General features: G+C 32.2%; 25 protein-coding genes. 6 read left to right on the top strand and 19 right to left on the bottom strand.

Features of this window, described 5'->3' with window-relative positions; translation table 11 throughout:
• The first annotated feature begins 100 nt into the window (after nt 1-100).
• Together CLU82_RS15245 and CLU82_RS15250 are read left to right on the top strand one after the other, a co-directional pair.
• Nucleotides 101-721: a PASTA domain-containing protein gene (locus tag CLU82_RS15245; RefSeq protein ID WP_100843892.1), complete on the top strand. Its 621-nt coding sequence runs from the start codon at nt 101-103 to the stop codon at nt 719-721.
• Nucleotides 711-1,754, top strand: a complete 1,044-nt coding sequence (locus CLU82_RS15250; RefSeq protein ID WP_100843893.1) for an RluA family pseudouridine synthase — start codon at nt 711-713, stop codon at nt 1,752-1,754. Before CLU82_RS15245 ends, CLU82_RS15250 begins: the two co-directional genes overlap by 11 nt.
• Nucleotides 1,755-1,887: 133 nt before the next feature.
• Here CLU82_RS15250 and CLU82_RS15255 read toward each other — a convergent pair whose 3' ends face one another.
• The 5 genes from CLU82_RS15255 to CLU82_RS15275 form a co-directional block, all read right to left on the bottom strand.
• Complete coding sequence (locus CLU82_RS15255) at nt 1,888-2,877, bottom strand: SPFH domain-containing protein (RefSeq protein WP_100843894.1); 990 nt, start codon at nt 2,875-2,877, stop codon at nt 1,888-1,890.
• Nucleotides 2,878-2,966: 89 nt separating this feature from the next.
• The gene (locus CLU82_RS15260; RefSeq protein ID WP_100843895.1) at nt 2,967-4,193 is read right to left on the bottom strand and encodes an ATP-binding cassette domain-containing protein; all 1,227 of its coding nucleotides are present in this window, start codon (nt 4,191-4,193) and stop codon (nt 2,967-2,969) included.
• 126 nt (nt 4,194-4,319) lie between these two features.
• Nucleotides 4,320-5,294, bottom strand: coding sequence for a DUF2167 domain-containing protein (locus tag CLU82_RS15265; RefSeq protein ID WP_100843896.1), 975 nt, complete (start codon nt 5,292-5,294; stop codon nt 4,320-4,322).
• A gap of 145 nt (nt 5,295-5,439) precedes the next feature.
• Nucleotides 5,440-6,858 carry an adenosine deaminase gene (locus tag CLU82_RS15270; RefSeq protein WP_100843897.1) on the bottom strand — a complete coding sequence of 473 codons (1,419 nt, stop codon included), beginning with the start codon at nt 6,856-6,858 and terminating at the stop codon, nt 5,440-5,442.
• An 80-nt stretch (nt 6,859-6,938) separates the two neighbouring features.
• Nucleotides 6,939-8,204, bottom strand: coding sequence for an MFS transporter (locus tag CLU82_RS15275; RefSeq protein WP_100843898.1), 1,266 nt, complete (start codon nt 8,202-8,204; stop codon nt 6,939-6,941).
• A 153-nt stretch (nt 8,205-8,357) separates the two neighbouring features.
• On the opposite strand from CLU82_RS15275, the gene yaaA reads away from it, so the two are divergent.
• Complete coding sequence (gene yaaA, locus CLU82_RS15280; protein ID WP_100843899.1) at nt 8,358-9,116, top strand: peroxide stress protein YaaA; 759 nt, start codon at nt 8,358-8,360, stop codon at nt 9,114-9,116.
• A 70-nt stretch (nt 9,117-9,186) separates the two neighbouring features.
• Here the strand turns inward: yaaA and CLU82_RS15285 are convergent, their stop codons facing one another.
• The 5 genes from CLU82_RS15285 to CLU82_RS15305 are packed head-to-tail and all read right to left on the bottom strand — an operon-like array spanning nt 9,187 to nt 11,294.
• Nucleotides 9,187-9,624, bottom strand: a complete 438-nt coding sequence (locus CLU82_RS15285) for a VOC family protein (protein ID WP_100843900.1) — start codon at nt 9,622-9,624, stop codon at nt 9,187-9,189.
• 16 nt (nt 9,625-9,640) lie between these two features.
• Complete coding sequence (locus CLU82_RS15290; protein WP_100843901.1) at nt 9,641-10,012, bottom strand: DoxX family protein; 372 nt, start codon at nt 10,010-10,012, stop codon at nt 9,641-9,643.
• A 12-nt stretch (nt 10,013-10,024) separates the two neighbouring features.
• Nucleotides 10,025-10,432 (bottom strand): VOC family protein, encoded by a 408-nt coding sequence (locus tag CLU82_RS15295; RefSeq protein ID WP_100843902.1) that lies wholly within the window; start codon nt 10,430-10,432, stop codon nt 10,025-10,027.
• Nucleotides 10,433-10,444: 12 nt separating this feature from the next.
• Nucleotides 10,445-10,870 (bottom strand): VOC family protein, encoded by a 426-nt coding sequence (locus CLU82_RS15300; RefSeq protein ID WP_100843903.1) that lies wholly within the window; start codon nt 10,868-10,870, stop codon nt 10,445-10,447.
• Between the two features lies 1 nt (nt 10,871).
• Nucleotides 10,872-11,294, bottom strand: coding sequence for a VOC family protein (locus CLU82_RS15305; protein WP_100843904.1), 423 nt, complete (start codon nt 11,292-11,294; stop codon nt 10,872-10,874).
• A gap of 208 nt (nt 11,295-11,502) precedes the next feature.
• On the opposite strand from CLU82_RS15305, the gene CLU82_RS15310 reads away from it, so the two are divergent.
• On the top strand, nt 11,503-12,483 hold the full coding sequence (locus tag CLU82_RS15310; protein WP_100843905.1) for a GlxA family transcriptional regulator: 981 nt from the start codon (nt 11,503-11,505) through the stop codon (nt 12,481-12,483).
• Between the two features lie 64 nt (nt 12,484-12,547).
• On the opposite strand, the gene CLU82_RS21160 is transcribed toward CLU82_RS15310, so the two are convergent.
• The 9 genes from CLU82_RS21160 to CLU82_RS15350 all read right to left on the bottom strand — a co-directional run bounded on the left by CLU82_RS21160 (nt 12,548) and on the right by CLU82_RS15350 (nt 21,094).
• Nucleotides 12,548-13,030 (bottom strand): hypothetical protein, encoded by a 483-nt coding sequence (locus tag CLU82_RS21160; protein ID WP_369829036.1) that lies wholly within the window; start codon nt 13,028-13,030, stop codon nt 12,548-12,550.
• A 130-nt stretch (nt 13,031-13,160) separates the two neighbouring features.
• A complete protein-coding gene (gene hisC / locus CLU82_RS15315; protein ID WP_100843906.1) occupies nt 13,161-14,279 on the bottom strand; it encodes a histidinol-phosphate transaminase in 1,119 nt (372 codons plus the stop codon).
• Nucleotides 14,280-14,386: 107 nt separating this feature from the next.
• The gene (locus tag CLU82_RS15320; protein WP_100843907.1) at nt 14,387-14,974 is read right to left on the bottom strand and encodes a hypothetical protein; all 588 of its coding nucleotides are present in this window, start codon (nt 14,972-14,974) and stop codon (nt 14,387-14,389) included.
• 112 nt (nt 14,975-15,086) lie between these two features.
• A complete protein-coding gene (locus tag CLU82_RS15325; RefSeq protein ID WP_100843908.1) occupies nt 15,087-15,644 on the bottom strand; it encodes a hypothetical protein in 558 nt (185 codons plus the stop codon).
• A gap of 95 nt (nt 15,645-15,739) precedes the next feature.
• Nucleotides 15,740-15,952, bottom strand: coding sequence for a hypothetical protein (locus CLU82_RS15330; protein WP_100843909.1), 213 nt, complete (start codon nt 15,950-15,952; stop codon nt 15,740-15,742).
• 342 nt (nt 15,953-16,294) lie between these two features.
• Nucleotides 16,295-17,887 (bottom strand): MDR family MFS transporter, encoded by a 1,593-nt coding sequence (locus CLU82_RS15335; protein ID WP_100843910.1) that lies wholly within the window; start codon nt 17,885-17,887, stop codon nt 16,295-16,297.
• Between the two features lie 177 nt (nt 17,888-18,064).
• Entirely contained in the window at nt 18,065-19,144 is a 1,080-nt protein-coding gene (locus tag CLU82_RS15340; RefSeq protein ID WP_100843911.1) for an HlyD family secretion protein, read from the bottom strand.
• An 8-nt stretch (nt 19,145-19,152) separates the two neighbouring features.
• Nucleotides 19,153-20,478 (bottom strand): TolC family protein, encoded by a 1,326-nt coding sequence (locus tag CLU82_RS15345; protein WP_100843912.1) that lies wholly within the window; start codon nt 20,476-20,478, stop codon nt 19,153-19,155.
• Complete coding sequence (locus tag CLU82_RS15350; RefSeq protein WP_369829037.1) at nt 20,468-21,094, bottom strand: TetR/AcrR family transcriptional regulator; 627 nt, start codon at nt 21,092-21,094, stop codon at nt 20,468-20,470. The genes CLU82_RS15345 and CLU82_RS15350 overlap by 11 nt, the downstream gene beginning before the upstream one ends.
• Nucleotides 21,095-21,354: 260 nt before the next feature.
• Here CLU82_RS15350 and CLU82_RS15355 point away from each other — a divergent pair, with 260 nt between their 5' ends.
• Together CLU82_RS15355 and CLU82_RS15360 are read left to right on the top strand one after the other, a co-directional pair.
• Nucleotides 21,355-21,924, top strand: coding sequence for a DUF4494 domain-containing protein (locus tag CLU82_RS15355; protein WP_100843913.1), 570 nt, complete (start codon nt 21,355-21,357; stop codon nt 21,922-21,924).
• A gap of 215 nt (nt 21,925-22,139) precedes the next feature.
• The gene (locus tag CLU82_RS15360) at nt 22,140-24,155 is read left to right on the top strand and encodes a PAS domain-containing protein (RefSeq protein ID WP_100843914.1); all 2,016 of its coding nucleotides are present in this window, start codon (nt 22,140-22,142) and stop codon (nt 24,153-24,155) included.
• Nucleotides 24,156-24,354 lie beyond the last annotated feature (199 nt).

Below are 24,354 nucleotides of genomic sequence, written 5' to 3' on the forward strand. Positions count from 1 at the left end.
AACTGTTTAATCGATTAACCGATTAAACGTAGTACTAAACAAAATTATCATTTTTTTTGAAACGAAATAGCTTTATCTTTGCGGGAAATAAAAAATATTTATGAGCTTAAAAAAATATCTTACGAGTCGCGTATTTTTTGGACAAGTGCTTTTGGCATTTGCTATTATTGCAGTTTTAGGTTATTTATTCATGCATTGGTTGACTTTTACGACCGATCATGGGCATGAAATTTCAGTTCCGGATTTAAGAAAATTGACGGAAGAACAAGTAGAAGATAAACTTGACGCCTTGGATCTGGATTATGAATTGTTGGATAGTGTTGATTATAGAGACGATTTTCCAAAATACAGTGTAGTAGAGCAGGACCCGATGCCAGGCACGAAAGTAAAAGTTGGTAGAAAAGTATATATAAAAATTAACTCATCTGGATTTTCATCAGTACGAATTCCAGATTTAATTGAAAAAACATATCGTGAGGCTGTGCCAACACTAAAAGCTTTAGGACTTGAAGCTGGCACAATTACGTATGTCCCAAACCTAGGAAAGGATATGGTTTTGGAAATGCGATATAAAGGAAGAAATGTAAAAGCGGGAGACCGTGTTTTGAAAGCTTCAAAAATTGATTTGGTTTTGGGAGATGGAAAAGAGAGTTATCAGGAAGAACCAGTGGACAGTACAGCTGTTCCAGCAACAGAAACAGAAGCACCAAATGAACAATAATATTGAGCCAATAGAAGACTTAGACGAAGAGTTATTTGAACATTACAGGTTTGAAGTGCCCAAAGGGCAAACAATTTTACGAATAGATAAATATTTGATGGGTTTGATTCCAAACGCTACAAGGAATAAAATTCAGAATGCTGCTACCGAGGGAAATATTTTTGTAAATGATGCTACAGTAAAGTCTAATTATAAAGTTAAAGCTTTTGATGTGGTGCGTGTAATGTTATCGCATCCGCCATTTGAAAATAGAGTAGATCCAGAGGATATTCCACTAGATATTGTTTATGAAGATGAGGCACTTTTATTAATTAACAAACCGCCAGGTTTAGTTGTTCATCCAGGTCATGGGAATTATACAGGAACTTTGGTAAATGCGCTTGCCTTTCATTTTGAGAATTTACCAATGAACAGTAGCGAACGTCCTGGATTAGTTCATAGAATTGATAAGGATACTTCTGGATTATTGGTTATTGCCAAAACGGAAGCTGCAATGACTCATTTGGCAAAACAATTTGAAGCTAAAACATCAGAAAGAGAATATATTGCTCTAGTTTGGGGTAATGTTACCGAAGATTCTGGGACTATTGAAGGGAACTTAGCTAGACACTTGAAAGATCGTATGCAAATGGCAGTTTTTGCTGATCCGGAAATTGGTAAACCAGCAATAACACATTATAAAGTTCTGGAACGTTTTGGGTATGTTACATTGATTTCATGCCGATTAGAAACAGGAAGAACACACCAGATTCGTGCGCATTTGAAACATATTGGTCATCCACTTTTTAATGATGAACGCTATGGTGGTCACTTGATTTTGAAAGGAACTACTTTTACAAAATACAAACAGTTTATAGAGAATTGTTTCAAAGCATTGCCACGTCAAGCGCTTCATGCCAAAACACTTGGTTTTGTTCATCCAAATACAAATGAACTGATGCGTTTTGATACTGAATTACCTCAGGATTTTCAAGATTGTATTGAGAAATGGAGAGGATATTCTAAATCGCACCAAGTGGATGAGGAAGAGTAGTTATTAGCTATTAGTTGTTAGGCTTTTTCTAGCTAAATGATATAAATAAAAAGAGGTGTTAAGAAAAATCTTAACGCCTCTTTTTTTTGTGTTTTCTATATGAATTTAAAAACTAAAAACCATCAACTAAGAACTATACTTCTGTTTCCGGAGTTGGATTTGAAGTATCCGAAGGATTATAATCTATTGAAGTGTGACCTGGTTTTTTAACGCGCGGTTTTTGTTTTTTCATTTGTTCTCCAATAATGTTTGAAGCTGAAAAACTAGTAACCATACTGTTTAACATATCACTTGCTGCTTGTGGAGAATTGGGTAATAAAATTAAGTTCGAATTGGTATCTGCACCAATGGCTTGCAAAGTATCGTAATGTTGTGTAATTACAATCAAAGCTGATGCTTCTTGCGAATTAATTCCCACTTGGTTTAATACTTCGACACTTTCTACTAATCCTTTTGCGATTTCTCTTCTTTGGTCGGCAATACCTTGACCTTGAAGTTTTTTACTTTCGGCTTCAGCCTTTGCTTTTGCAACAATTCTAATACGTTGTGCTTCCGATTCAAACATGGCTGCTGTTTTTTCTCTTTCAGCAGCATTAATTCTGTTCATAGCATTTTTTACCTGAATATCCGGGTCAATATCGGTAACCAAAGTATTGATGATATCATACCCATACGCCATCATTGCTTCGTTTAATTCTCTTTTTACCGCAATTGCAATATCATCTTTTCTTGCAAAAACATCGTCCAAAATAAGTTTTGGAACTTCAGCACGAACTACGTCAAAAACATAAGCAGTAATTTGGTCATGTGGGTATTCTAGTTTGTAGAATGCCTCGTAAGCGTGTTCAGGAATTACTTTAAATTGAACTGAAATTTTCATTTTCACAAACACATTGTCTTTAGTTTGAGTTTCAATAATAACATCAAGTTGTTGAATTCTAAAGTTTACACGCCCAGCAATTCTGTCAATGATTGGAAATTTAAGTTGTAATCCAGAGTTTCGGATACTCAAAAACTTACCGAAACGTTCTACAACAACCGCAGTTTGTTGTTTTACTGTAAAAAAGGAAGAAAAGAGAATAATTAGCCCAAAGACTAAAAGAAAAATCATAAATGGTGCCATGAGTTTTTTGTTGTTTAAGTTAAAACTATTATACGTACTGATAGGATTAAAGTTACATGTTTTGGTAAAATTAAACTTATTCTTTAATCCTAAATATGCTGTTTGATAACTCCTTTCGAACCTGTTGGGCTTGGCTGTAATTCTAAAACCGAATTCGGAGCAAGATTAGGTTCTATTCGATGTGAAACAAACAGGATGGTAATATTAGTTTCCCTTTTTATTGTGTTGATAAGTTGAATTACCAATGCTACATTATGGTCGTCTAAACCTTCAATTGGTTCATCTAGAATTAATAACGGAGGATGTTTGAGAACCGCACGGGTAATAAGCGCTACTCTTTGTTGGCCAATCGAAAGTCTGTTGAAAATTTTGTTTTTCAATGGTGTCATTTCAATTAAATCAAGCCATTGAGAAACAATTTTTCGCTGCAAGGTTGTTGGTTGTCTGTACAACCCAATGGAATCGAAGAAACCAGAAAGAATCATTTCTTCCAAAGTTGTATTTCTATTGAACAAATCAGTCATGGATGTTGAGAAAGACCCAATTTTCTTTTTGATTTCCCAAATGCTTTCCCCACTGCCTTTTTTTCTTCCAAAGAGTTCAATGTCCTGTCCATAACCTTTGGTGTTATCACCCGAAATTAATGATAAAAGTGTGCTTTTTCCAGAACCATTCGGACCTATAAGCTGCCAAAATTCACCTTGTTTAATAGTCCAGGAAAGCGAATCGATAATTGATCTTTCGTCATAAGAAACAGATATCTTATTCATTTTTATAAGAATACCATCTTTAAAAACTTCTTTGTGAATAGGTATTTTGTATTCATTATTTTCAAGTGAATGATCTTCAGTTATTTTTATATCGTTCAATTCAAATGAATTGTTTTCTATTTGTGCTTTATTAGAAATAAAAGGAAGCAAATCGGCCGTTCGATTCACCAATTGAATAATTCGAACCGAATTTGATATGGTTTCGATTGCTGTTGCTAATTCTAATCGGGATTTTTGGTCAAGATGATCCATTGGATTATCCAGAATGATATAGTCAGGATTTTGTTTGAGACAATATTTTAAAAACTCTTTTTTTCGTTCTCCAGATGAAAAGGTACGTAGGTTTCGGTGAGCTTCAACTGTAGCTTCGATTGAATCGTGTTTGAATTCTTCCTCTATTAATTTTTGAATGGATATATCAGAAAATAAGATTCCTTTTTGAGTATTGAAATCTGATAATTTTCCTTGAATTTTTCCTGATAATAAAGTATCTATGAAGTTTTTTTTATCAACCTGATTGGATAAAAGAATGTCCCAATGTTTCATTTTGTGCGTATTGAAAATAAAATATCTAATTTGGTGAAATTAGCCATAATAATGCAAATTTGAAAAGGATTTACCCAATAAAAAAAGCCTCAACAAATGAGGCTTTAATGGTTTTAATCAAGTTTATTAAATTTCTTTATCCACAGTTTCTGGCTCTTCTATTTTTTCTGTTTCTTCAATTTGAGCTACAGGTTCTTCAAGTTCATTTGTTTCTTCTTCGTTTTCATTGTTTTTATTTTTAGAAAACCATCCTTTTACTTTATTTTTGAAAGCACCAAAGAAACCTAAAAGTGCCAATATAATTACTTTGGCAAATTTAGCAAAGATTGCAAAGAATCCAACTTTAGCCAAAACCTTTCCAGCAACAAGACCTCCAATTGTCCAGGCTGCTACTTCATCTACAGATGAGTCAAAATCGTCATATTTATATCCATCATTAAATTGAACAATATCAAGCACTTTATTAATATCTTTTTGGACAAGAGGCAAATCATTTTCGGTTGCAATAGCGTTCAATACCAAAACTCCTTTTCTACCTAGGACTCTAACATTATAGTTTAGTGTATTTATAGGGTCTTTACCAAATTTTATTTCTTTTGCCCAGTGCAGAATTTTTCTGTCTTTATCATAAAATGGTTTTGCTGCCCAACCTACAATATTAACAGGTTCATAACCTGCTTTTTGTCTTTCCTTGTTTTCTTCGACAGTTTCTTTTTGCATTTCGGTTAGCAAATCATCATAATTAATATCATCTGCGTCATCGTCTTCTACGTGACCAATCTCATCGTATTGGATGTTAAAAACATATCCATTTTGACTAAGTATACCTTGATTTTCAGGTAAAAGTAAACCCAGAGTCAAATTGTCATCTTTTGGATTACCCCATAAATCGACTAAGACTCTTTCTGCTTGAACTGGATTTAGATATTTAAAACCTTTTGGAACATTTATTTTTCCAACTCCGTTTTTTAAATTAATGGTTCCATGCTCGTATTTAAACGATTTCTCGATAGAGTCCATTTTTTTTACTGAAGCTTCATCTTGAGAATACATAAAATAAGTGATGAGGCAAGAAATAATTGTCAAAGTAATTTTCTTCATTTTCTATATTTGGTTAATGATTGGTAAAAAAACATGTAGTTAAAAAGACTACATGTTTTCAAATATAAGTTTTTTTTTAATAAATACTATTTTTTATTAAGAAGGTATTTTACCAATGTATTAAATGATGTAGAGAGAATTTAATTTATTTCAAAGGAAAATTGGATTCAAAAGTTTTGAAACGAGAATCCAAATTTTGAATTAATTGTTTTTTTACTGCTTTATCCTGAATAAAACTATAGTTGATACTGTTGTAAACAAATTGCTTGATATCAGTATAAGAAATAGTCGGATATCTTTTGGCTAGTAAAACATATTGCTCAGTCATATTGGTTCGTAATATTCCGGCATCGTCTGTGCTAATGACAATAGGTACTCCAAATTCTTTATATAATAGAATAGGATGGCGATTTTCTTTTACTTTCAAAATGAATTCATTACTCGTCAGATTGATTTCAACAGGAATATCATTCTTAGCCATGTAACGCAATAAATCATAGCTTTTATCTTCGTAAGCGATATCAACTCCGTGCCCAATTCTATTGGCACCTGCGGTATAAACAGCAGCGTTGATATGCCAGGACAATTCTTCTGGGCGAACTAATCCTAAGGTGAGTTCTCCTGCATGCAACGTATATTTTACTTTTGGAAATCGGCTGTGACAATACTTGAACATCAGCATGTGTAACTCATAATCTTTCATCGATGTTTCACCATCTTCGGGAGAAACTATGTTTACGCCCGCCATCAAAGGACTACTATCTGCAGAGATAAATGCTACAACCAAATTTTTGAATAAATCTACTGGTTCCATAAAGCGTAAAACAAAATTCTGGTAGCGCATCGTGAATTGTTTATCATCGATTTTTAATTCATTGTGCATTTTGCCAACAAAATTGGTATTGAAATCGGTGGCGTATTTTTTAGCATCATTTTTAATGAAAATAGTATACAAAGAATCCAAGGATTGCATGACAGCTTTCTCATTTTTATTGGCAACCATTTTTCGTAATTGCGTATTGAATTTGGCTAAATCGTTTGTTTGTATAGCGCAAGGAATAGTTGATAATTGAGTTTCGATGTAGCTTACATTTTCTTTTATAGCTCTATTTTTTAGTTCTAATAAACCTGCTTCAAAATTTCCGTTCGTGGCGGGCTCAAACTTCATGAAAGATTCAAAAAACTGTTTATCCGAAGGGTAATCGACATAGTTAAAATCCTTAACTGACCATTTATGCATTACTTTTTGTTTGTAAGCTTCCAATTCTCCATTCTTTTGTAAAGTCGAGAATAATACCCAGTCTGTTCCTGTTTGTTTTTCTTTACTAACAGTCATGGTTTGAGTATTCAGATAGAAATCTTGAGCGATCGCATGAGCTAATAAAGGTTCGGCATAAATAGAACCTGAATAGTGATGATGCAAATCACCACCTTTAGGCATTTGTGCAAAAAAAGCAGTTAGAGCTGCTTCGTTATTTCTAATTTTCTCGAAATATTGCTCTGTTGATTGTGAAAATCCAACGTTGAATAGGATACAAAAAAGGAAGGTGTGAAATAATTTCATGTTCTATATTTCCTTGCAAATATAACAAAAATTTGGAAATTTGTTTGAGTATTATGGTTAATTGATTTTTAGTAACTGTTTTACTGTTGATTTTCAGTGTAATCCAAATCGACATGAAAGGTTTCTTTTAATTTCCATAGCGCCAATAACGAACCTATTGATAATATAGATCCGACAATCATTCCTGCTTTGAGAATATCTCCTTCAAAAATGCGATCTCTGAAAAAACTATATATTAAAATAATCAACGGAAGCGAACCTCGAACAAAATTTGGAACTGTTGTAGTTACAGTTGCTCTGATATTGGTTCCAAATTGTTCTGCTGCAATGGTTACAAATAAAACCCAATAACCTACAGAGATTCCCATCGTAAAACAAAGGAGGTAGAAAGTAGAAGCAGATATTCCGAAGGCATTCAAGTAAACAAAAACCATAATCAGATTGAAGACCAAGAACAAACACATGATTTTTTTTCGGCTTTTTAACCATTGGCTGAATAATCCGCTGGCAATATCTCCAAAAACTAAACCGGCGTAACAAAAGGCAATTGCTTTTCCTGCTACTATGGTTTCGGCATGTTCTACACCAAGTGCTTTTGCAAATTCGGGTGAAAAAGTAATTAGAACGCCCACTAAAAACCAAAGTGGAACTCCAATCAAAATGCATTGTAAGTATTTATAAAATCGTTTAGAGCTGGTAAACAAAGACAAAAAATCTCCTTTCTTTTCATCACTTTGCAGTACTTGTTTAAACATTCCAGACTCATGAATACTGATTCTTAAAAACAATAATAAAATTCCAAGTCCACCTCCTGCGTAGTAACACAAGCGCCAGTCCTGAAAAATTTGATATACTAAATAAGCTGCGACCGCACCAGAAACCCCAACCGATGCAACTATCATGGTTCCGTAGCCACGTTTTTCTTTTGGTAAAGATTCGGCAACAAGAGTAATTCCAGCTCCTAATTCTCCTGCAAGTCCAATACCCGCAATCAATCGCCAAAACGCATATCCATCAACGGTAGTAACCATTCCATTGGCAATATTTGCTACAGAATAGAGTAGGATAGAACCAAATAAAACGGAGATTCGTCCCTTTTTGTCTCCTAAAATCCCCCACAAAATCCCTCCGAAAAGCATCCCAAACATTTGCATACTAATGAGATATTCGCCTTGGTTTCGAACTGCATCGCCTGTTATTCCTAAGTCATTGAGACTGTCTGTACGAACAATTCCAAAAAGTAATAAATCATAAATATCTACAAAATAACCTAGTGCAGCTACAATTACTGCAGCATTGAGAATGGATTTAGGATTTTTTATAAGCGATTGAGGAGAGTTAGTCATTTGGTTTTGGTCTTTTGGTTTTTCTGGAAATCAAAAATACACAAAAATAAATACCGTCAATTTTAATTTTCTATGGTGCTATTAAACAATTCAATTTATTGTTTCTGAATTCTAGATTTCAATTTGTATTTTTGAAACAAATAATTGCTATCCATGAAAATTGTATTATCGCCTGCCAAGTCATTAAATTTCGAACAAGAATTACCAACTTCTCAATATACATCATCTTCTTTTTTGAAAGAATCAAGACAAGTTCATAAAGTTTTAAAACAACAATCGCCAAAATCTTTATCAGAGTTAATGTCTATTTCGGATAAATTGGCTGATTTGAATTGGAAACGCAATCAGGATTGGAAAACGCCTTTTACACCTGAAAATGCTCGCCCAGCAGTTTATGCTTTTGATGGAGATGTTTATACAGGATTGGATGCTTATTCTATTCCAATTGAAAAAATGGAAGAGCTTCAAGATAAATTACGAATTTTATCGGGGCTTTATGGATATTTAAAACCATTGGATTTAATTCAGCCATATCGTCTGGAAATGGGAACTAAATTACCTATTGGCGAAAGCAAAAATTTATATGAATTCTGGAAAAAAAACTTGACAAATTCATTGAATAAAGAACTGAAAAAAGACGAGTTGTTTATCAATTTGGCTAGTAATGAATATTTCTCTGCAGTTGATGTGAAAGGGTTGAAAGTACCAGTAATTACTCCAGAATTTAAGGATTACAAAGATGGGAATTTAAAAATCATTAGCTTTTTTGCAAAGAAGGCAAGAGGATTGATGGTTCGTTATATTTTGGATACCAATGCGCAAACGCTTGATGATTTAAAAGGCTTTAATTATGAAGGTTACCAATTTGATGGAAATTTATCCAAAGGCAATAATTTGGTTTTCACGAGATAGATTTAAACAGGCCAAATAAAATGTAAAAAGAATAGGCAGGAGTTAATTCAATTTCCTGCCTATTTTCTGATTATGCTTTTTCGTTATATTTTGGGTTATAATCTACCATCCATTCAATACCATATTTGTCTCTAAACATTCCAAAATAGGTACCCCACGGACTATCACTAATTGGTACTTCAATAGTTCCGCCTGCTGAAAGTCCGCTGAATAATTTGTCGGCTTCTTCACGGCTTTCTGCATTAATAACTATTTTGGACCTGTTTTCATTTTCATTTACGCGTCCCATTCTCTCAGGAACATCATTTGCCATCAAAATATTTTTGCCGATAGGCAAAGCAATATGCATTATTTTATTAGCTTCATTTTCTGATATTGGATTGTCAGGGCCTGAGATGTCTTTGAAACGAATAATCGTTTCAAATTCTCCGCCAAATGCTGATTTGTAAAAGTTGAATGCTTCTTCGGCATTTCCGTTGAAGTTAATGTGTGGATTGATAAGTGCCATACTATTGTTTTTAATGTTAATTTAAATTTGAATTAATTTTGTGATAAGAAATATAGGAAGCTGTCAAAATACCTAAAAAGATCAAAGGAAAAAAGGATTGAAAGTCCATTCCATCAATAGCAAAATGACTAATGCTTGCAAAAATAAAATCAAAGGCAAAACCCGCATAAGCCCATTCTTTAATACGCTTTGGTACTTGTGGGAGGATGAGTGATAATGCACCCAAAACTTTAAAAACAACTAATGCGTTTCCAAAATATTCAGGATAACCCAAATGCCGTATGCCTTCTTTAGCCATTTCTGTTTGTGAAGTGAATGCAGGAATTAATCCTTCCATTATAAAGATTAGCCCAGTTGTTATCCAAAAAATGATTTTCTGTTTTTTCATACTGTTATTTTTTTATTGTTGCGGAAATTTTGACATATCTATAAAGAAAATTTCCCAAGTATGTCCATCAAAATCTTCTATAGTTCGTTGTTGCATAAACCCATAATCTTTCATTTCAGTTGGTTCTATTCCACCAGCTTTTAGACCATCAGCCATCATTTTATTTACAGCTTCTATATTCTCCATCGATAGTGAAAAAAGACCAGCGATATTCGTTTTGGTATCGGCAATTGGTTTAGTTGTAAATAAAGAAAATTTTTCATGTGATAAGAGCATTACAAAAATACTTTCACTCCAAACCATGCATTTTCCTGTTTCGTCAGAGAATTGTGGGTTGTTAGTAAACCCTAATGCAGTATAAAATTCCATTGACTTTGCAAGGTCACTTACTGCTAAATTGATGAAAATTTGTTTATTCATTTTGTTTGTTTTTTAATTGTTAGTAGTTGATTCTCTTGTATAATTCAGCAACCAATGATTGCCATATTTATCTGTTAAGTCGCCAAAAATCGCGCCCCAAAATGTATTTTCTAATGGATGATCGGACTGACCACCAACTATTAAAGCTTCATATAAATTTTTAATTTCTATTTCGCTCTCACAATCAACCATTAAAGATAAATTATTCCCTTTAATGATTCCGGTTTTTGGAACCATATCTGTTGCCATTATTACAACTTTTCCATTGGTTAAGGTTGAGTGTAATATGAAGTCTTTCATTGTTTTCGGCATTTGGTCAGCCATTGGAGATTCACCAATAGTTTGAAAATACAATTCGCCACCTAAACATTCTTTATAAAAATGCATCGCCTCTTTACAATTACCGTTGAAAGTTAAATAGGAAATGATATTTTTCATGCTATGCGTTTTTTAGTGTCTCGATATCAAACTTTTTCATTTGCATAAAAGCCTCCATTACTCTTTGTGATTTAGCAGGGTTGGTCATTAATTCTCCTAAAATAGTGGGAACGATTTGCCAGGACATTCCAAACTTATCTTTCAGCCAACCACAATTACTTTCTTCGCCACCCTCGGTAAGTTTGTTCCAGTAGTAATCTATTTCTTCTTGTGTTTCACAATCCACTACAATTGATATTGCTTCGTTGAATTTAAAATTTGGTCCACCGTTCAATCCCATAAATTTATTTCCGTTTAATTCAAAGTTTACAACCATAGGTGTGCAAACTTTTATTGATGAATTTTTAAAAATACTGCAATAAAATGTTGCTGCTGCTTCGGCTTGTCCATTAAACCATAAACAAGGATAAATCTGATTTTTCATTTTCTTTTGTTTTAAATTGTTTTCTGAAATTTGTTGAACTAATTCTGTGCTTTGAAAATGTATCTTAAAATGTTTTTTTATATTAATACTTTTTTAAATGCATAACATATTGAACAATACAAAGATGTAACAACAACGTAAAAAATAAGTTGTGTATAAAAGACAAAAAAAAGGTCATTTGCGACAAAATGTTTTTTAATTTAGTAATATGAAAAATGTTGCAATTTTAGTACCCGAAAATTCAGTAATGCAAGCCATTGCAGATCCTCAATATTGTTTTAATGCAGTAAATCAGTTTTTAGCTGTTTCAGGTAAAAAGCCCTTATTTAATGTGGAATTGGTTGGTCTGAAAAAAGAAATCTTTATAAACGAAGGAAAATTTTCTATTCATACTGATGCTTTATTGAAAGATGTAAAAGAAACCGACTTGGTAATTATTCCTGCTTTGTTTGGAGATATGTCTGAGGCTATTAAGTCTAACAAAAAAACTATTTCGTGGATTGTTGACCAATATAATAATGGGGCAGAAGTGGCTTCACTTTGTGTAGGTGCTTTTTTGTTGGCTTCGACAGGTTTGCTTAATGGTAAAAAATGTTCGACACATTGGGGATTTCAAAATGAGTTTAGAGAAATGTTTCCTGAAATCGAAGTTCAAGACGGCAGTATTGTTACCGAAGAAGATAGAATATATTCAAGTGGTGGTGCAAACTCCTATTGGAATTTGTTATTGTATTTGGTTGAAAAATATACGGATCGTGAAACTGCTATTCTTACTTCCAAATATTTTGCAATAGATATTGACCGTGAAAGTCAGTCTGCTTTTGCGATGTTTCAAGGTCAAAAAGGGCATACAGACGAAGCGATAAAAAATGCACAAAATTATATTGAACAAAATATTGGAGAACGAATTACTGTCGAGGAATTGGCTGATACTGTTGCACTAGGTAAAAGAAGCCTTGAACGCAGATTTAAGTTAGCGACCAATAACACAGTTTTGGAATATATTCATCGTGTAAAGATTGAATTTGCCAAACGAAGTTTCGAAAATAGCCGCAAAAACATCAATGAAGTAATGTTTGATGTTGGCTATACTGACACAAAAGCATTTAGGACAACTTTTAAAAAAATCACAGGTCTTTCTCCTGTTGAATACCGAAATAAATACAACAAAATGGCTAAGAGTAATTAAGTTGTTTTATCAATTTGATGGAAACTTATCCAAAGGGAGTCATTTGTTGTTTACGAGATAGATTTTAAGCAGCAGATGACAGAATACTCAGGAAGTTTCTAAGTCTTAATTTATTGCGTTCCTGAAGTAAAATTGGGTATACATTAAATATTGTGTTGAATAGTATTGAAGAGAAAAACATTTCGTATAAACTTAAGATTAATGTTACGATCTGGTATATTAGCACAAAAATGAATCCGAAAAAATGACATAATTCGGATATTGTTATTTCATTAAGGAGTTTATAAATTTCTTGTATGGTTGGTTTTTTTGTTATTTTAATTTTTGTGTTGCAATGTCTGAAGAATGTGTTTTTTACGCAGTATGTAAACAGGTCAAGTTTTAGCAGTTTATAAAATCCTATATTTTTAGTTATTTCAAAATTCTTGGCGGAATAAAAGAAAGAGCAGTTATATTTCCTTATAATCTCTGCAATCCATAGTCCGGGAAGACCACTATAAATAGCAATCATAAGAGAAATTATTTGATATACTAATTGTTGATTCATTTTACTTTTCAGTAAGATTGTTCATGATAGATGTTTTATCCTATTTTTTATAATTTGTTATAAGTATAAAATACCACTCAAGCCATAGCGAACTAGAGAAATAATCTTTAACAAGTTGGTGATTATAGTTTTATTGTAATGCTTTTATAAATTGTTTCATTTCCTGCATTGTTCCCACTGTAATCCTTGTCCATTTTCCTTGTTCGACATAAATTCTTGTACCTTCTATATTGTTGTCTTTTAATTTCTGGAAATAGTCTTTCTTATAATTTGTCAAAGAAAAATAGATGAAGTTTGTATTGGATGGAATGCATTCACAATTTAATTTTTGAAGTTCATCAATAGTATATTTTCTTGCTATTTCATTTTGAGAACTGCAATCCGAAACAAATTTATTGTCTTTCAAAGAGGCAATAGCCGCAAGTTTTGATAATACACTAACACTATTATTTGTGTTTGATTGTAGATTTGCCAAATTGTTAATCAGCGTAGTATCTGCAATTGCATAACCAATTCGAGCTCCTGCTAAACCGTATATTTTGGAAAATGTTTTGGCAACAACAATATTTGGATGAGTACTAATAAGGCCGCTAAGTGATTGTTGTTTTGTGAATTCCAAATAGGCTTCGTCAATTAAAACGATTGCAGTAGGAGGAACATTGTTTACAAAATTAACTAATTCATTCCTTTCACAAATTGTTCCTGTCGGATTGTTTGGATTACAGATATAAACCAATTTGGTGTCTTTATCCACAGCTTTTAGCATAGCCTGCAAATCAATTTTTTTGTCAGCATTGAGAGGAACCTTTATTTTTTTTAAACCCAAACTATCCAAAGTAGCAGTCCAGTATTCATAGCTTGGGTCAGCGATAACATAATTTCCTTTTTGAGATGCAGCAAACTTTGCGACTAAATCCAATATTTCAGTGGAGCCTGCTCCTAATAGAATATTTTCGTCTTTAACATTGTTTTTTACTGCAAGGTTAGAAATTAGTTGAGTTGCAATCTCCCAATTATATCTGTTGCTAAGAGTCAAATTGTCGGCAAATGCTTTTCTGGCTAATGGAGATGGGCCATAAGGATTTTCATTAGATCGTAAAGTAATAAAATTATTTTGAGGCTCTAAATTGTCAAATACGTTTTCTGACACAAGAGGAAGGGGAGAAGCAAAAGAATTCATGTTTGTCATTCCAATACCTGCAATTCCTAATCCTACATTTTTTAACCAAAGACGTCTATTTATTTCCATGTTGAGATTTTAATGATATGACTCTCAATAGACTTATTTGTTACAAAAGCATTTTTAAATTCAACTATAATCCCAATCTTGCTAAACAGATGTTAACTGTAATTCGTTTATTTTCCCATTGTCCAAAGTAACTTATCAACGATTCTATTTCGGCAAATTACACTCAAATTTTCTAAGTCATTAAATTCGTTGTGAATTATATCAGTTAGAGAATTAGTATATTTTAAAGAATTTTCAAAAATAGATTCATTATTATTTTTAAATCCAATGAGTTTATTTTTGTATATAGAATATTTGTTTTCCTTTTGATTTAATGTTTTTCTTGCTAAACTATCCATTGGGATTATTTCCCATGGATTATTTAAAAACAATATTTTTGAAGCCATCGAAGTCATGATTTTTTTATTCGTTATAGTTTCGGATAATTTTTCAGCAAATAAATCAACATTATCAGACTCATTGTTTTTTATCCACAAAGAAGTTTCTGCCAACAATTTATTTACAGTCCCGCTTGGAAAATTTCTAACAACTCTGAATTCAATTAGAAAAGAATAAAAGCTACCAGCATCTTTTTTAATGTATTCTTCGGGTGATATTTTTCCTTTTTTAAAATTTTGAAACTGATTAATATAATTTAAATCAGTTCTGTAGTAAGTAAGGAAATTTCCAATAGCTTGAATTTGTTTTGTCGTCATTATTTTTTACTTAATAAAGGATGTATATTTAATTTTGATTAACGTTCTGTTGTGGATTAAAGAGGTGATTTTTAATAAAGACTAATCTCGCATAAAGACCATTATGCGCGTGTTATATTTTCCATATTCGTTTAGATTTTTGCCATTCGCATTTGAATATTTTTTTTGAAAGTAAAATTATTTCATCTAAATTTTCTTGCAATTCATCTTGTTTTAAATTTAGTACATCTTCAAATCTTAAATTCTTCGAAAGTTTATCAATTAATGCCTCGATTCTATGATGGTTTGCATTATCCGAATCTAAATACAGGAGAACTTTATTTGCCAATTTGTTGACTTTGTGTATCGATGCGACATGAAGATGATAGTCCGTTTTTATGATTTCGCCAATTGCTATTTGGCTGATTTTTCGAGCTTCCTCTAATTTATGATGCATATTCATAACGATTAGATGACAATCAGCATAAGCCACAATCAATTCACTTAAAATTTCTCGTAAATTTTCCATCCAAGCAATTCTAGCACTTGAAATATTATTTGATTTTACTTGACAGAGTGCTATAAAAGCCGCTATTAAAGCTACTAAGATTGGTAAAATATAGGTCAGTAGATTTGATTCATTATTTTGTTCAAATTGAACTCTAATAATTGGAATTTCTGATAGAATCATTTTTAGATTTTTTTAGGTAAAATAGCACATAACATTCTTTCTTTCAAATATAAAGATTTAAAATTATAAACCGCTACCCGTAATTTTTGCTTATTCTAGCTGTTTTTGTACTCCGCCCAGTAAAATCGGGATTCCGAAAAAAAAATAATGCCTACAAAAGATCTTCCGCCTCCGTCAAAAGGTCTTCCGTCGCCATCAAAGATGCTTCCGTGCTCATCAAACGAGCTTCCGCCTCCATCAAGAGGTCTTCCGTGTCCATCAAACAAGCTTCCGCCTCCATCAAAGATGCTTCCGTGTCCATCAAACAAGCTTCCGCCTCCATCAAACAGTCTTCCGTGTTCTAATTATTGTTTACGGAGTGGTTATGGTCACCTTCTGATGGATTTTTGAGAGATAATTGTATACAAACCGAACTTGATTCTAATCGAGGATACTAACAAAGAATCACTATGTTTGTCTTTAGCCCCGATAGTAGTGGAAATCCTTGTTGCCCGGGGTTCGGGCAATAAGATTGTAACGAATAGCGGGAACCCATGCTTCCTGAAAATACCCATTCTTTATGCTCCTAAAAAAGCATACTTAATTTTATAAAAAAAGCCAAATTCATTACGAATTCGGCTTTTCTATATTATGTATTTAAACAACCTGTATTAATGCATAGCATCGGCTGGGTTAATTTTATTTTTTCCTTTTTTGACCAAAAGAATTATGGGAATACAGAATAAAAACATAATTCCTAACCACATAAAAATATCCATATAGGCCAAAACGGTACTTTGTTTCATTACAGAATAATCTATTACTTGGTACGCTTTATCTAAGGCTTCATTACTGGTAAATCCTTTGGACATAAAGCTTTTTTGTAAACCAAGAATACGCTGTTGTACCTGATAATTAGTTGGGTCTAAATGTGAAACTAAATTTACTCTGTGTTCCTGACTCCAACGGGTGATAAATGTGGTAATGATGGCAATACCAAATGATCCTCCCAATTGACGCATCATTCCGGTAAAAGCAGCTCCTTCTCCAATATGTTTTCCTTTTAATGTAGAAAGGGAAAGTGTTGTGATGGGTACAAATAATAATCCCAATCCAATTCCTCTTAAAATTAATGGCCAATATAAATGCTCTACTCCAGTATCTGGAGTCATGTTACCGTACATTAAAAAACAAAAGAAGAAAAAGACTAAAAATCCAACTCCTACCATATAGGTTTGCGGTACTCCTTTTTGAATTAAATTACCAATTATTGGCATCATAAAGGCTGTAGTTATCGAACCTGGAATTAGTAATAATCCCGCATCTGTTGCTGTCCATCCTAAGATAGATTGCGTGTAAATTGGTATAATTAATGTTGAACCATACAACCCGAAACCGAGTATAAAACACATAACGGTTCCGATTCTAAGATTTCCATCTTTTAGAACGCTTAAGTTTACAATTGGATGTTTATAGGTGAGTTCTCTCCAGATAAAAAGTATTAAACCTGCGATGGTTACAACACTCAAACCTGTAATTAAAGGATCATTAAACCAATCGTCTTGTTGTCCGTGTTCTAAAACAAATTGCAATGATCCGATGAAAGAAGCTAATAATACAATTCCCCACCAATCGACCTGATTTGCCTTTAGTTTCTCACCATATTTTGGGCTTCTTACGAAAGAAATGGCCAAAATAGTAGCGATAATTCCCAACGGAATATTGATGTAAAAGATGTAAGGCCAAGAATAATGATCGACCAAATAACCTCCCAATGGCGGACCAAGTGTTGGTCCAACAATTACACCCATTCCGTAGATAGCTTGTGCCATTCCACGTTTTGCAATAGGATAACTCTCAGTGATGATGGTTTGTGCTGTTACTAATAAGGCTCCACCTCCCATACCTTGTACGAATCGAAAGGCTACTAATTCCCAAATGTTTGTTGCGTTTCCGCAGAGGAAAGAACACACTGTAAAAAGTATAATCGAGGCTACAAAGTAATTACGTCTTCCAAATTGTTGCGATAACCAACTGGTCATTGGAATTACAATAACATTTGCAATAGCATAAGCGGTAATTACCCAAGCTACATCGGTTAAGGTAGCTCCAAGACTCCCTCGCATATCGGTAAGTGCTACGTTTACGATGGTCGTATCAACGATTTCCAGTAAGGCACAAAGTACCGCTGTAATCGTGATAAGAATTCGTCTATAGCCGTATTCGACTAAATCGTCGTCTGCTGCTTGTACTGTTTTTGTCATTTTTAATAAATTATAAAATGCGTTTTATTTTTCTCACCATATAAGGCATATAAGTTCATTTAAGAGTTAGCTTATGTGAACTTATATGTCTTATACGGTTGATTTTTTATTTGTTTTGCAGTACTCCAAAAAAATCTTTCTGATTACTTAGTCAAAACTAATCTAAAGTCTGATGTATTACTTCAAATGCACATCAACATCAGCATTCATTCCTGGACGTAATAATTTTATTTTTTCAGGATCATTCGTTGCGTCTAAACTAATTTTTACTGGTAATCTTTGAATTGTTTTTACAAAGTTTCCTGTAGCATTATCAGGTGGTAATAAAGAGAAACGAGAACCTGTAGCCGGAGAAAATGAAGTTAAAGTAGCTTGAAAATCATAGTCAGGGTATGCATCTACTTTTATAGTTACTTTTTGTCCGATAACCATTTTGTTTAATTGTGTTTCTTTAAAATTAGCAACAACCCACGCTTCATTATTGTTGATGATGTAAAATAAAGATTGTCCAGCTTGTACTAATTGTCCTGGTTGAATATCAATTTTAGAAACTTGTCCATCAATAGCAGCAGTTACAACAGTATATGTCAAGTTTAACTCAGCAGATTCCAGTAATGCTTTTGCTCTTTTAATGTTTGCTGCAGCTACTAGAGTTTGTTTATCAGAAACTCTTGATTTTGCTTCGATAGCCGATTTTTGATAAGAGCTTGCGTTTTGTTGTTGTTGCAAAATACGTACTTGACTTTCGGCTTCTTGTTTGGTAGCTAAAGCTTGTTCGTATTGTTGTTTGGTGATAGAATGTGTTTCGTATAAGTTTTTATAACGTGCATAATCACTGTTTGCTCTTCCTAATCTAATTTTGGCTGTTTCAATATTTCCTCCTGCAGATTGAATATTAGCATTCGAAACTGCAACATTTGCTAAAGCACTTCCAATTTCTTCTTTTGCAGATTCAAAACTTCCTTGAGCTCCTACAAAAGCAGCATTAGCTTCTTCTATTTTCAATTGATAATCTCTTTTGTCTATAGTAAATAAAGTATCTCCTTTTTTTACAAATTGATTATCTTTTACATAAACTTTATTGATATATCCCGAAACTCTTGGGATAATTGGGTTCATGTTTTTCTCTATTTGAGCATCATCCGTTTCTTCATGTTTTTGAGAATGGAGGTATTTTGAAATTCCATATGTTCCACCTGCAAGGATTAAAACAGTTAGGATTATAATGAATTTGGTGTTTGTTTTTTTCTTTTCCATGGTGATGGTTATATTTTAGAAAGGTTGAAGGTTTGAGATAGTTGGCCAGTAGTTGAAAGTAATTCGTAATATCTTTGAATAACATCTACTTTTGAAATAGTTTCGCTAATTTTTGATCTAAGTTGCTCTACATCGGCATCTAGTAAATCATTAGTATCTGCAAGTCCATTTTCGTTTTTGTCTTTTACGATACGATAATTTTCGGTAGATTGTTCGACAGCCTGAGTTAAAACAACACTTTGCTTTAAAGCCAAATCATAATTAGTAATCGCTTGTTGTACTTGAACTCGAATATTATCCTTTAATAATTCTTCGGAAGTTTGAACCTCAAGAGATTTACTTTTTGCAACTTTTACCTCAGTACCATTTTTTAGAATACCACTAAGATCGTATGATACACCAACTCCTAAGAACATGGCATTTTGTACAGTCAAAAGGTGTTGTATGTTCAAAGCCGCATATCCTCCTGTCAAAGCAACGCTTGGATAATAGTTAGATTTGGCCATGTTTAAATTATTTTGAGAAGCCTTTTTCTGAAACTTTATTGCTTCCAAATCTTTACGATTTTCAAATGCTGGTTTTTCGTCTGTAGGAATTTCATCCTTAGGGAAATTAATCAAATCACTTTCATTAACTACTAATTTTGTACCTGTTGGTAATTTCAAAATCGTAACAAGGTAATAATTGAATATTGTCTCATTGTTGATAGCTTCATCAAGTGATAACTGAAGTTTAGAAACCTGAAGTTGTGCTTTTAATAAATCATTACGAGGAATGATTCCATTTTTTTCTAAAGCAATATAATCAGTTACACGTTGTTGTGCGCTTTTTTGATTTTCCTTTATTAATTCAATGGTTCTTTGAGATTTGTACAAATTGGCATAATAGTTTATTACTCGCATTGCCACATCTTCTTTTGTTTTAGAAGCCATTGCATTTTCTGCCTGAAATAAATTATCTTGAAGCTTGATTTCGTTTTGAATTTTAAATCCAGAAAATATTGGTACTTTCAAGCTAGCTTGACCTATAGATATATGACCAGGTACAGGCATTTCACTAGCTGAGTCTCCAGCACTAATGCTTGAACTGATTGTTGGTTCGTTTAAACCAAGAAATTGCCCTGATAGTGTTAAATCAGGATACTGATTGTTTTTTGCCGATTGTAATTCGTGTTTCTTTGTGTCTACTTTGGTGTTCGCCAATGTAACTTCATTACTCTTAGTCCAAGCCAATTGTATCGCTTCTTCTAGCTTTAAATTGGTTTTTTCTTGGGCAGTTATAGATGAAATTCCAATGAAGAAACCTCCAAAAAGTATTAAATAACTAACTTTCATATGTTAAGAGGGCTTTAATGGTTTGTTGAATGTGCATTGTCAAAGTTGTTTTTATATAAGTGTTGTATTCTTCTTCTGTTTTTAGATCTAATAAGTTTTCAAAAAAAGGTTTGTTCATTTGGAAATGAAAAAAAGTTCCTAAAATTGTTGGAGTTATAAGTTCGATGGTGACATCTTTTCTGAAAACTCCTTTGGCCTGACCTTCTTTAATTATAATTTCCAATGATCGTAGGTTCGTCTTTTTTATATCTGAAAAAGATTCTAATTCTAAAACTCTTTTTTTAGAAGCTAATTCAAAATGTAAAATTCTATAAATTCCCTGATTGCAATTAAGTCGATTAACATACAGGTCAATTAGTTTGTACATCTTTTCGACAGGTTCTAATTGTTCGTCTATTAAATCGCTTAAAAGTTCTTTAAGACTGGAGGTTTTATATAAAACCAAAGATTCCAGTAGTTTTTCTTTGCTGCCAAAATAATAAGAAACCATTGCAACATTAATCTTCGCTTCTTTAGAAATATCCCGAATCGAAGTACCATCAAATCCCTTTTCTGCAAATAACTTTTCCGCTACTTGTAGAATTTGAATTTGTTTCTCGTTTAAACTGTTTTCCACCGTTTTTATTTTTAAAGGTACAAAATTAAACACTTGTTTAATTTAAACACTTGTTTAGTTTTGTTTTAACTTTTTTTTAACGTTATTTAGATTGAAGCTTTAATTGTAATTAAAATTACATAAATTAACCTTAAGTCATCTTGTTAGCTGTGTAATTTTCTGATTTTCAATAGATAAATAAATTGTGAATATCTATTTCGAGAATTAGATATTATTTTTTCTTTAAAATCTATCTTTGGCATCCTTAAAAAAATACATATATGAGCACAATTTGGTACGAATGCAAAATTAAATACAGAAAAACTGATGAAGCAACAGGAACGCAAAAGGTTACAACAGAGCCTTATTTGGTAGATGCGTTGTCTTATACAGAAGCAGAGAGTAGAATTACCGAAGAGATGTCTGCTTATATTAGTGAAGAATTTAAAATCACCAATATAAAAACGGCAAATTACGCAGAAATTCACCCTTTCGAAAATACAGACCGCTGGTTTAAATCAAAAGTTTCTTTGATGGCTTATGATGAAGAAAGTGGAAAAGAAAGAAAATCGAATATGTATTTATTAATTCAAGCCAATGATGTAAGAGAAGCTTATGATAATACAGTTCACGTAATGAAAACTACCTTGAGTGAATATTCTATTCCAGCTATTTCAGAATCTCCTATTATGGATGTATTTCCATATTTTTCTGGAGAAGATGAAGAACTAGAGAGTTTGGAGAAGTTTAATGCGCGTAAAAATTCTAAACCAGCAGTTATAAAAGATGCTGATTTTGAAGATTCTATGGAATTTGAAACTGCTTTGGAAGAGGAGGAAATAGAGGCTTAAAATAAATTAAGCAATAAAATAGATGACTTTGTTTGGATAACTAATCTTCTGATTGTCAAATAAAGCACCAAAATGGATTAGAAATAGTGACTCACCAGTAATAAATTGGAGGGTTTTTTTCTTTTAACATTTTGGTGTTTTTTTATTTGTCAGACTATACTATATTTATAAAAAAAATCGGATACATTGAAGTTATAATTATTTAAGCTTGGTTAATGGAAAAGGCAATAAAAGAATTTAGCTATGAAGAACTTCTTAAAAAAGTAGAAGAACAAGATATACTTATAAAAGAATTAAATAATGAAAGGCAGGACATAACTAATTTTGAATATTTTGTAAAAGATTCTCCAGACTTAGTATGTATTGTGGATTCCGATGCCTATTACAAATTTGTTAATGATTCTTTCAGTAAAGTACTTGGATATTCGAGAGAAGAATTAGTATCCATACCTTTTTTTAATTTCATTCACCCAGATGATTTAGATATTACTTCATCTACTTTCAAAAATTTAGCAAAAACTTCTCCAGTAATCGATTTTGAAAACAGGTATATAAAAAAAAATGGCGAGATTGTTATTTTGCAATGGAAAGCCAATTTAAATAGGTCTAATAATTTAGTTTATGCGATTGCCAGAGATATTACAGATATTAGAAAAACTCAGGAGAAACTTTTATCCAGTGAAAGATCACTCAACGAAGCGCAAAAAATTGCAAAATTTGGAAGTTGGGATTTTATTTTAATGACTCAAGAATTAAACTGGTCCAACGAATTATATGAAATTTTCGAATTTGAAAAAATACCAAATGATCCGGAACTTTATAATAAATTCAAATCTTGTTTTTTTCCAAAAGATGCCGAAGAATTAAGTATCAATATTGAAAATACGATTACAAACAGGGTACCTTATGAAATGGAGCATCGTATTCTGTTACCAAATCAAACCATAAAATGGGTATTTTGCACAGGAGTTTCAATAGTAGATAGTAATAATAATGTAGTGGCGCTAAAAGGAGTTGTCCAGGATATTACTCAAAAAAAACAGATAGATGATGCTATAAAAGCCAAAGAAAAAGCGGAAGCTTCTAATAAAGCAAAATCGGATTTCTTAGCAAACATGAGTCATGAAATACGTACTCCGCTTAATGGAATTGTCGGTTTTACGGATTTGTTATTAAAAACAAAATTTGATAAAGATCAATTAGAATATCTATCTACTGTAAATGAATCGGCTAATACGTTAATGGAAATCATTAATAATATTCTTGATTTTTCAAAGATCGAATCGGGCAAGTTAGAATTGATTTCTGAAGAAATTGATGTTTACGAATTATCAAGTCAGATAATAAATTTATTCAAATACGAAGCCAATCATAAAAAAATTGATTTATTACTTCATATTGACGAAAATGTCTCGCAATTTATTGTGGGAGATTCTTTTCGACTGAAGCAAATATTAGTTAATTTATTGAGTAATGCTATGAAGTTTACTTTTTCAGGGCATATCAAATTAAATATAACGCAAGTAGAAAAAGATGAGACAATCTCAAGTATTAAATTTTCGGTAATTGATACAGGAATTGGTATTAAGGTTCAAAATCAAAAGAAAATTTTTCAATCTTTTATTCAAGCAGATAATACAACTACCAGAAAGTACGGAGGAACTGGTTTAGGATTAGCTATTTCAAGTCAATTATTAGCCTTAAAGAACAGTGAACTCAAATTGAGTAGTTCATATGGTATAGGCAGTGAATTCTTTTTCATTATAGACTTTGAAAAAATCGAGCAAAAACAAAATAATTCAGTTGTTGAAACGAGTATTGAAAGAAACAAATCTTCCAAGCCATCAAACTCACTAGATAACTATAAAGTGTTAATTGCCGAAGACAATAAAATAAATATGCTTTTGGCAAAAACATTAGTTCAAAAAATTGTAGCCAATTGTACTATAATTGAAGCCACCAATGGTTATGATGCTGTTGTTTTGGCTGAAATAGAACTACCAGATCTTATTTTAATGGACATACAGATGCCAATTCAAAATGGCTATGATGCTACAGCTGCCATTAGAAAATCAAAAACCACTATGAATATTCCTGTAATCGCTTTAACTGCGGGAGTTTTAAATGGTGAAAAAGAGAAATGTATTAGCCACGGAATGTCGGATTATATTACAAAACCGATAGTGCATACCGATTTAGAAAAAGTACTACATATGTGGTTGAAAAAGTAATCAAAAGGTATTTATCATTTTTCTTATGTTTTAAATAAAATTTCACATTAATAAATCAATTTTCTTTTGACTTTTATAAAGAAAGATTTTTCTGAAAATACATAATTAGTAATTTATTTGACTCTAATTATTTATATGTTAGTATTTTATGTTAATTTTTTTCATATCTTTAATTTTACTTTTTTGTTGCATAGTTTTC

The sequence above is a fragment of the Flavobacterium sp. 5 genome, from assembly GCF_002813295.1.
Classification (GTDB): Bacteria; Bacteroidota; Bacteroidia; order Flavobacteriales; family Flavobacteriaceae; genus Flavobacterium.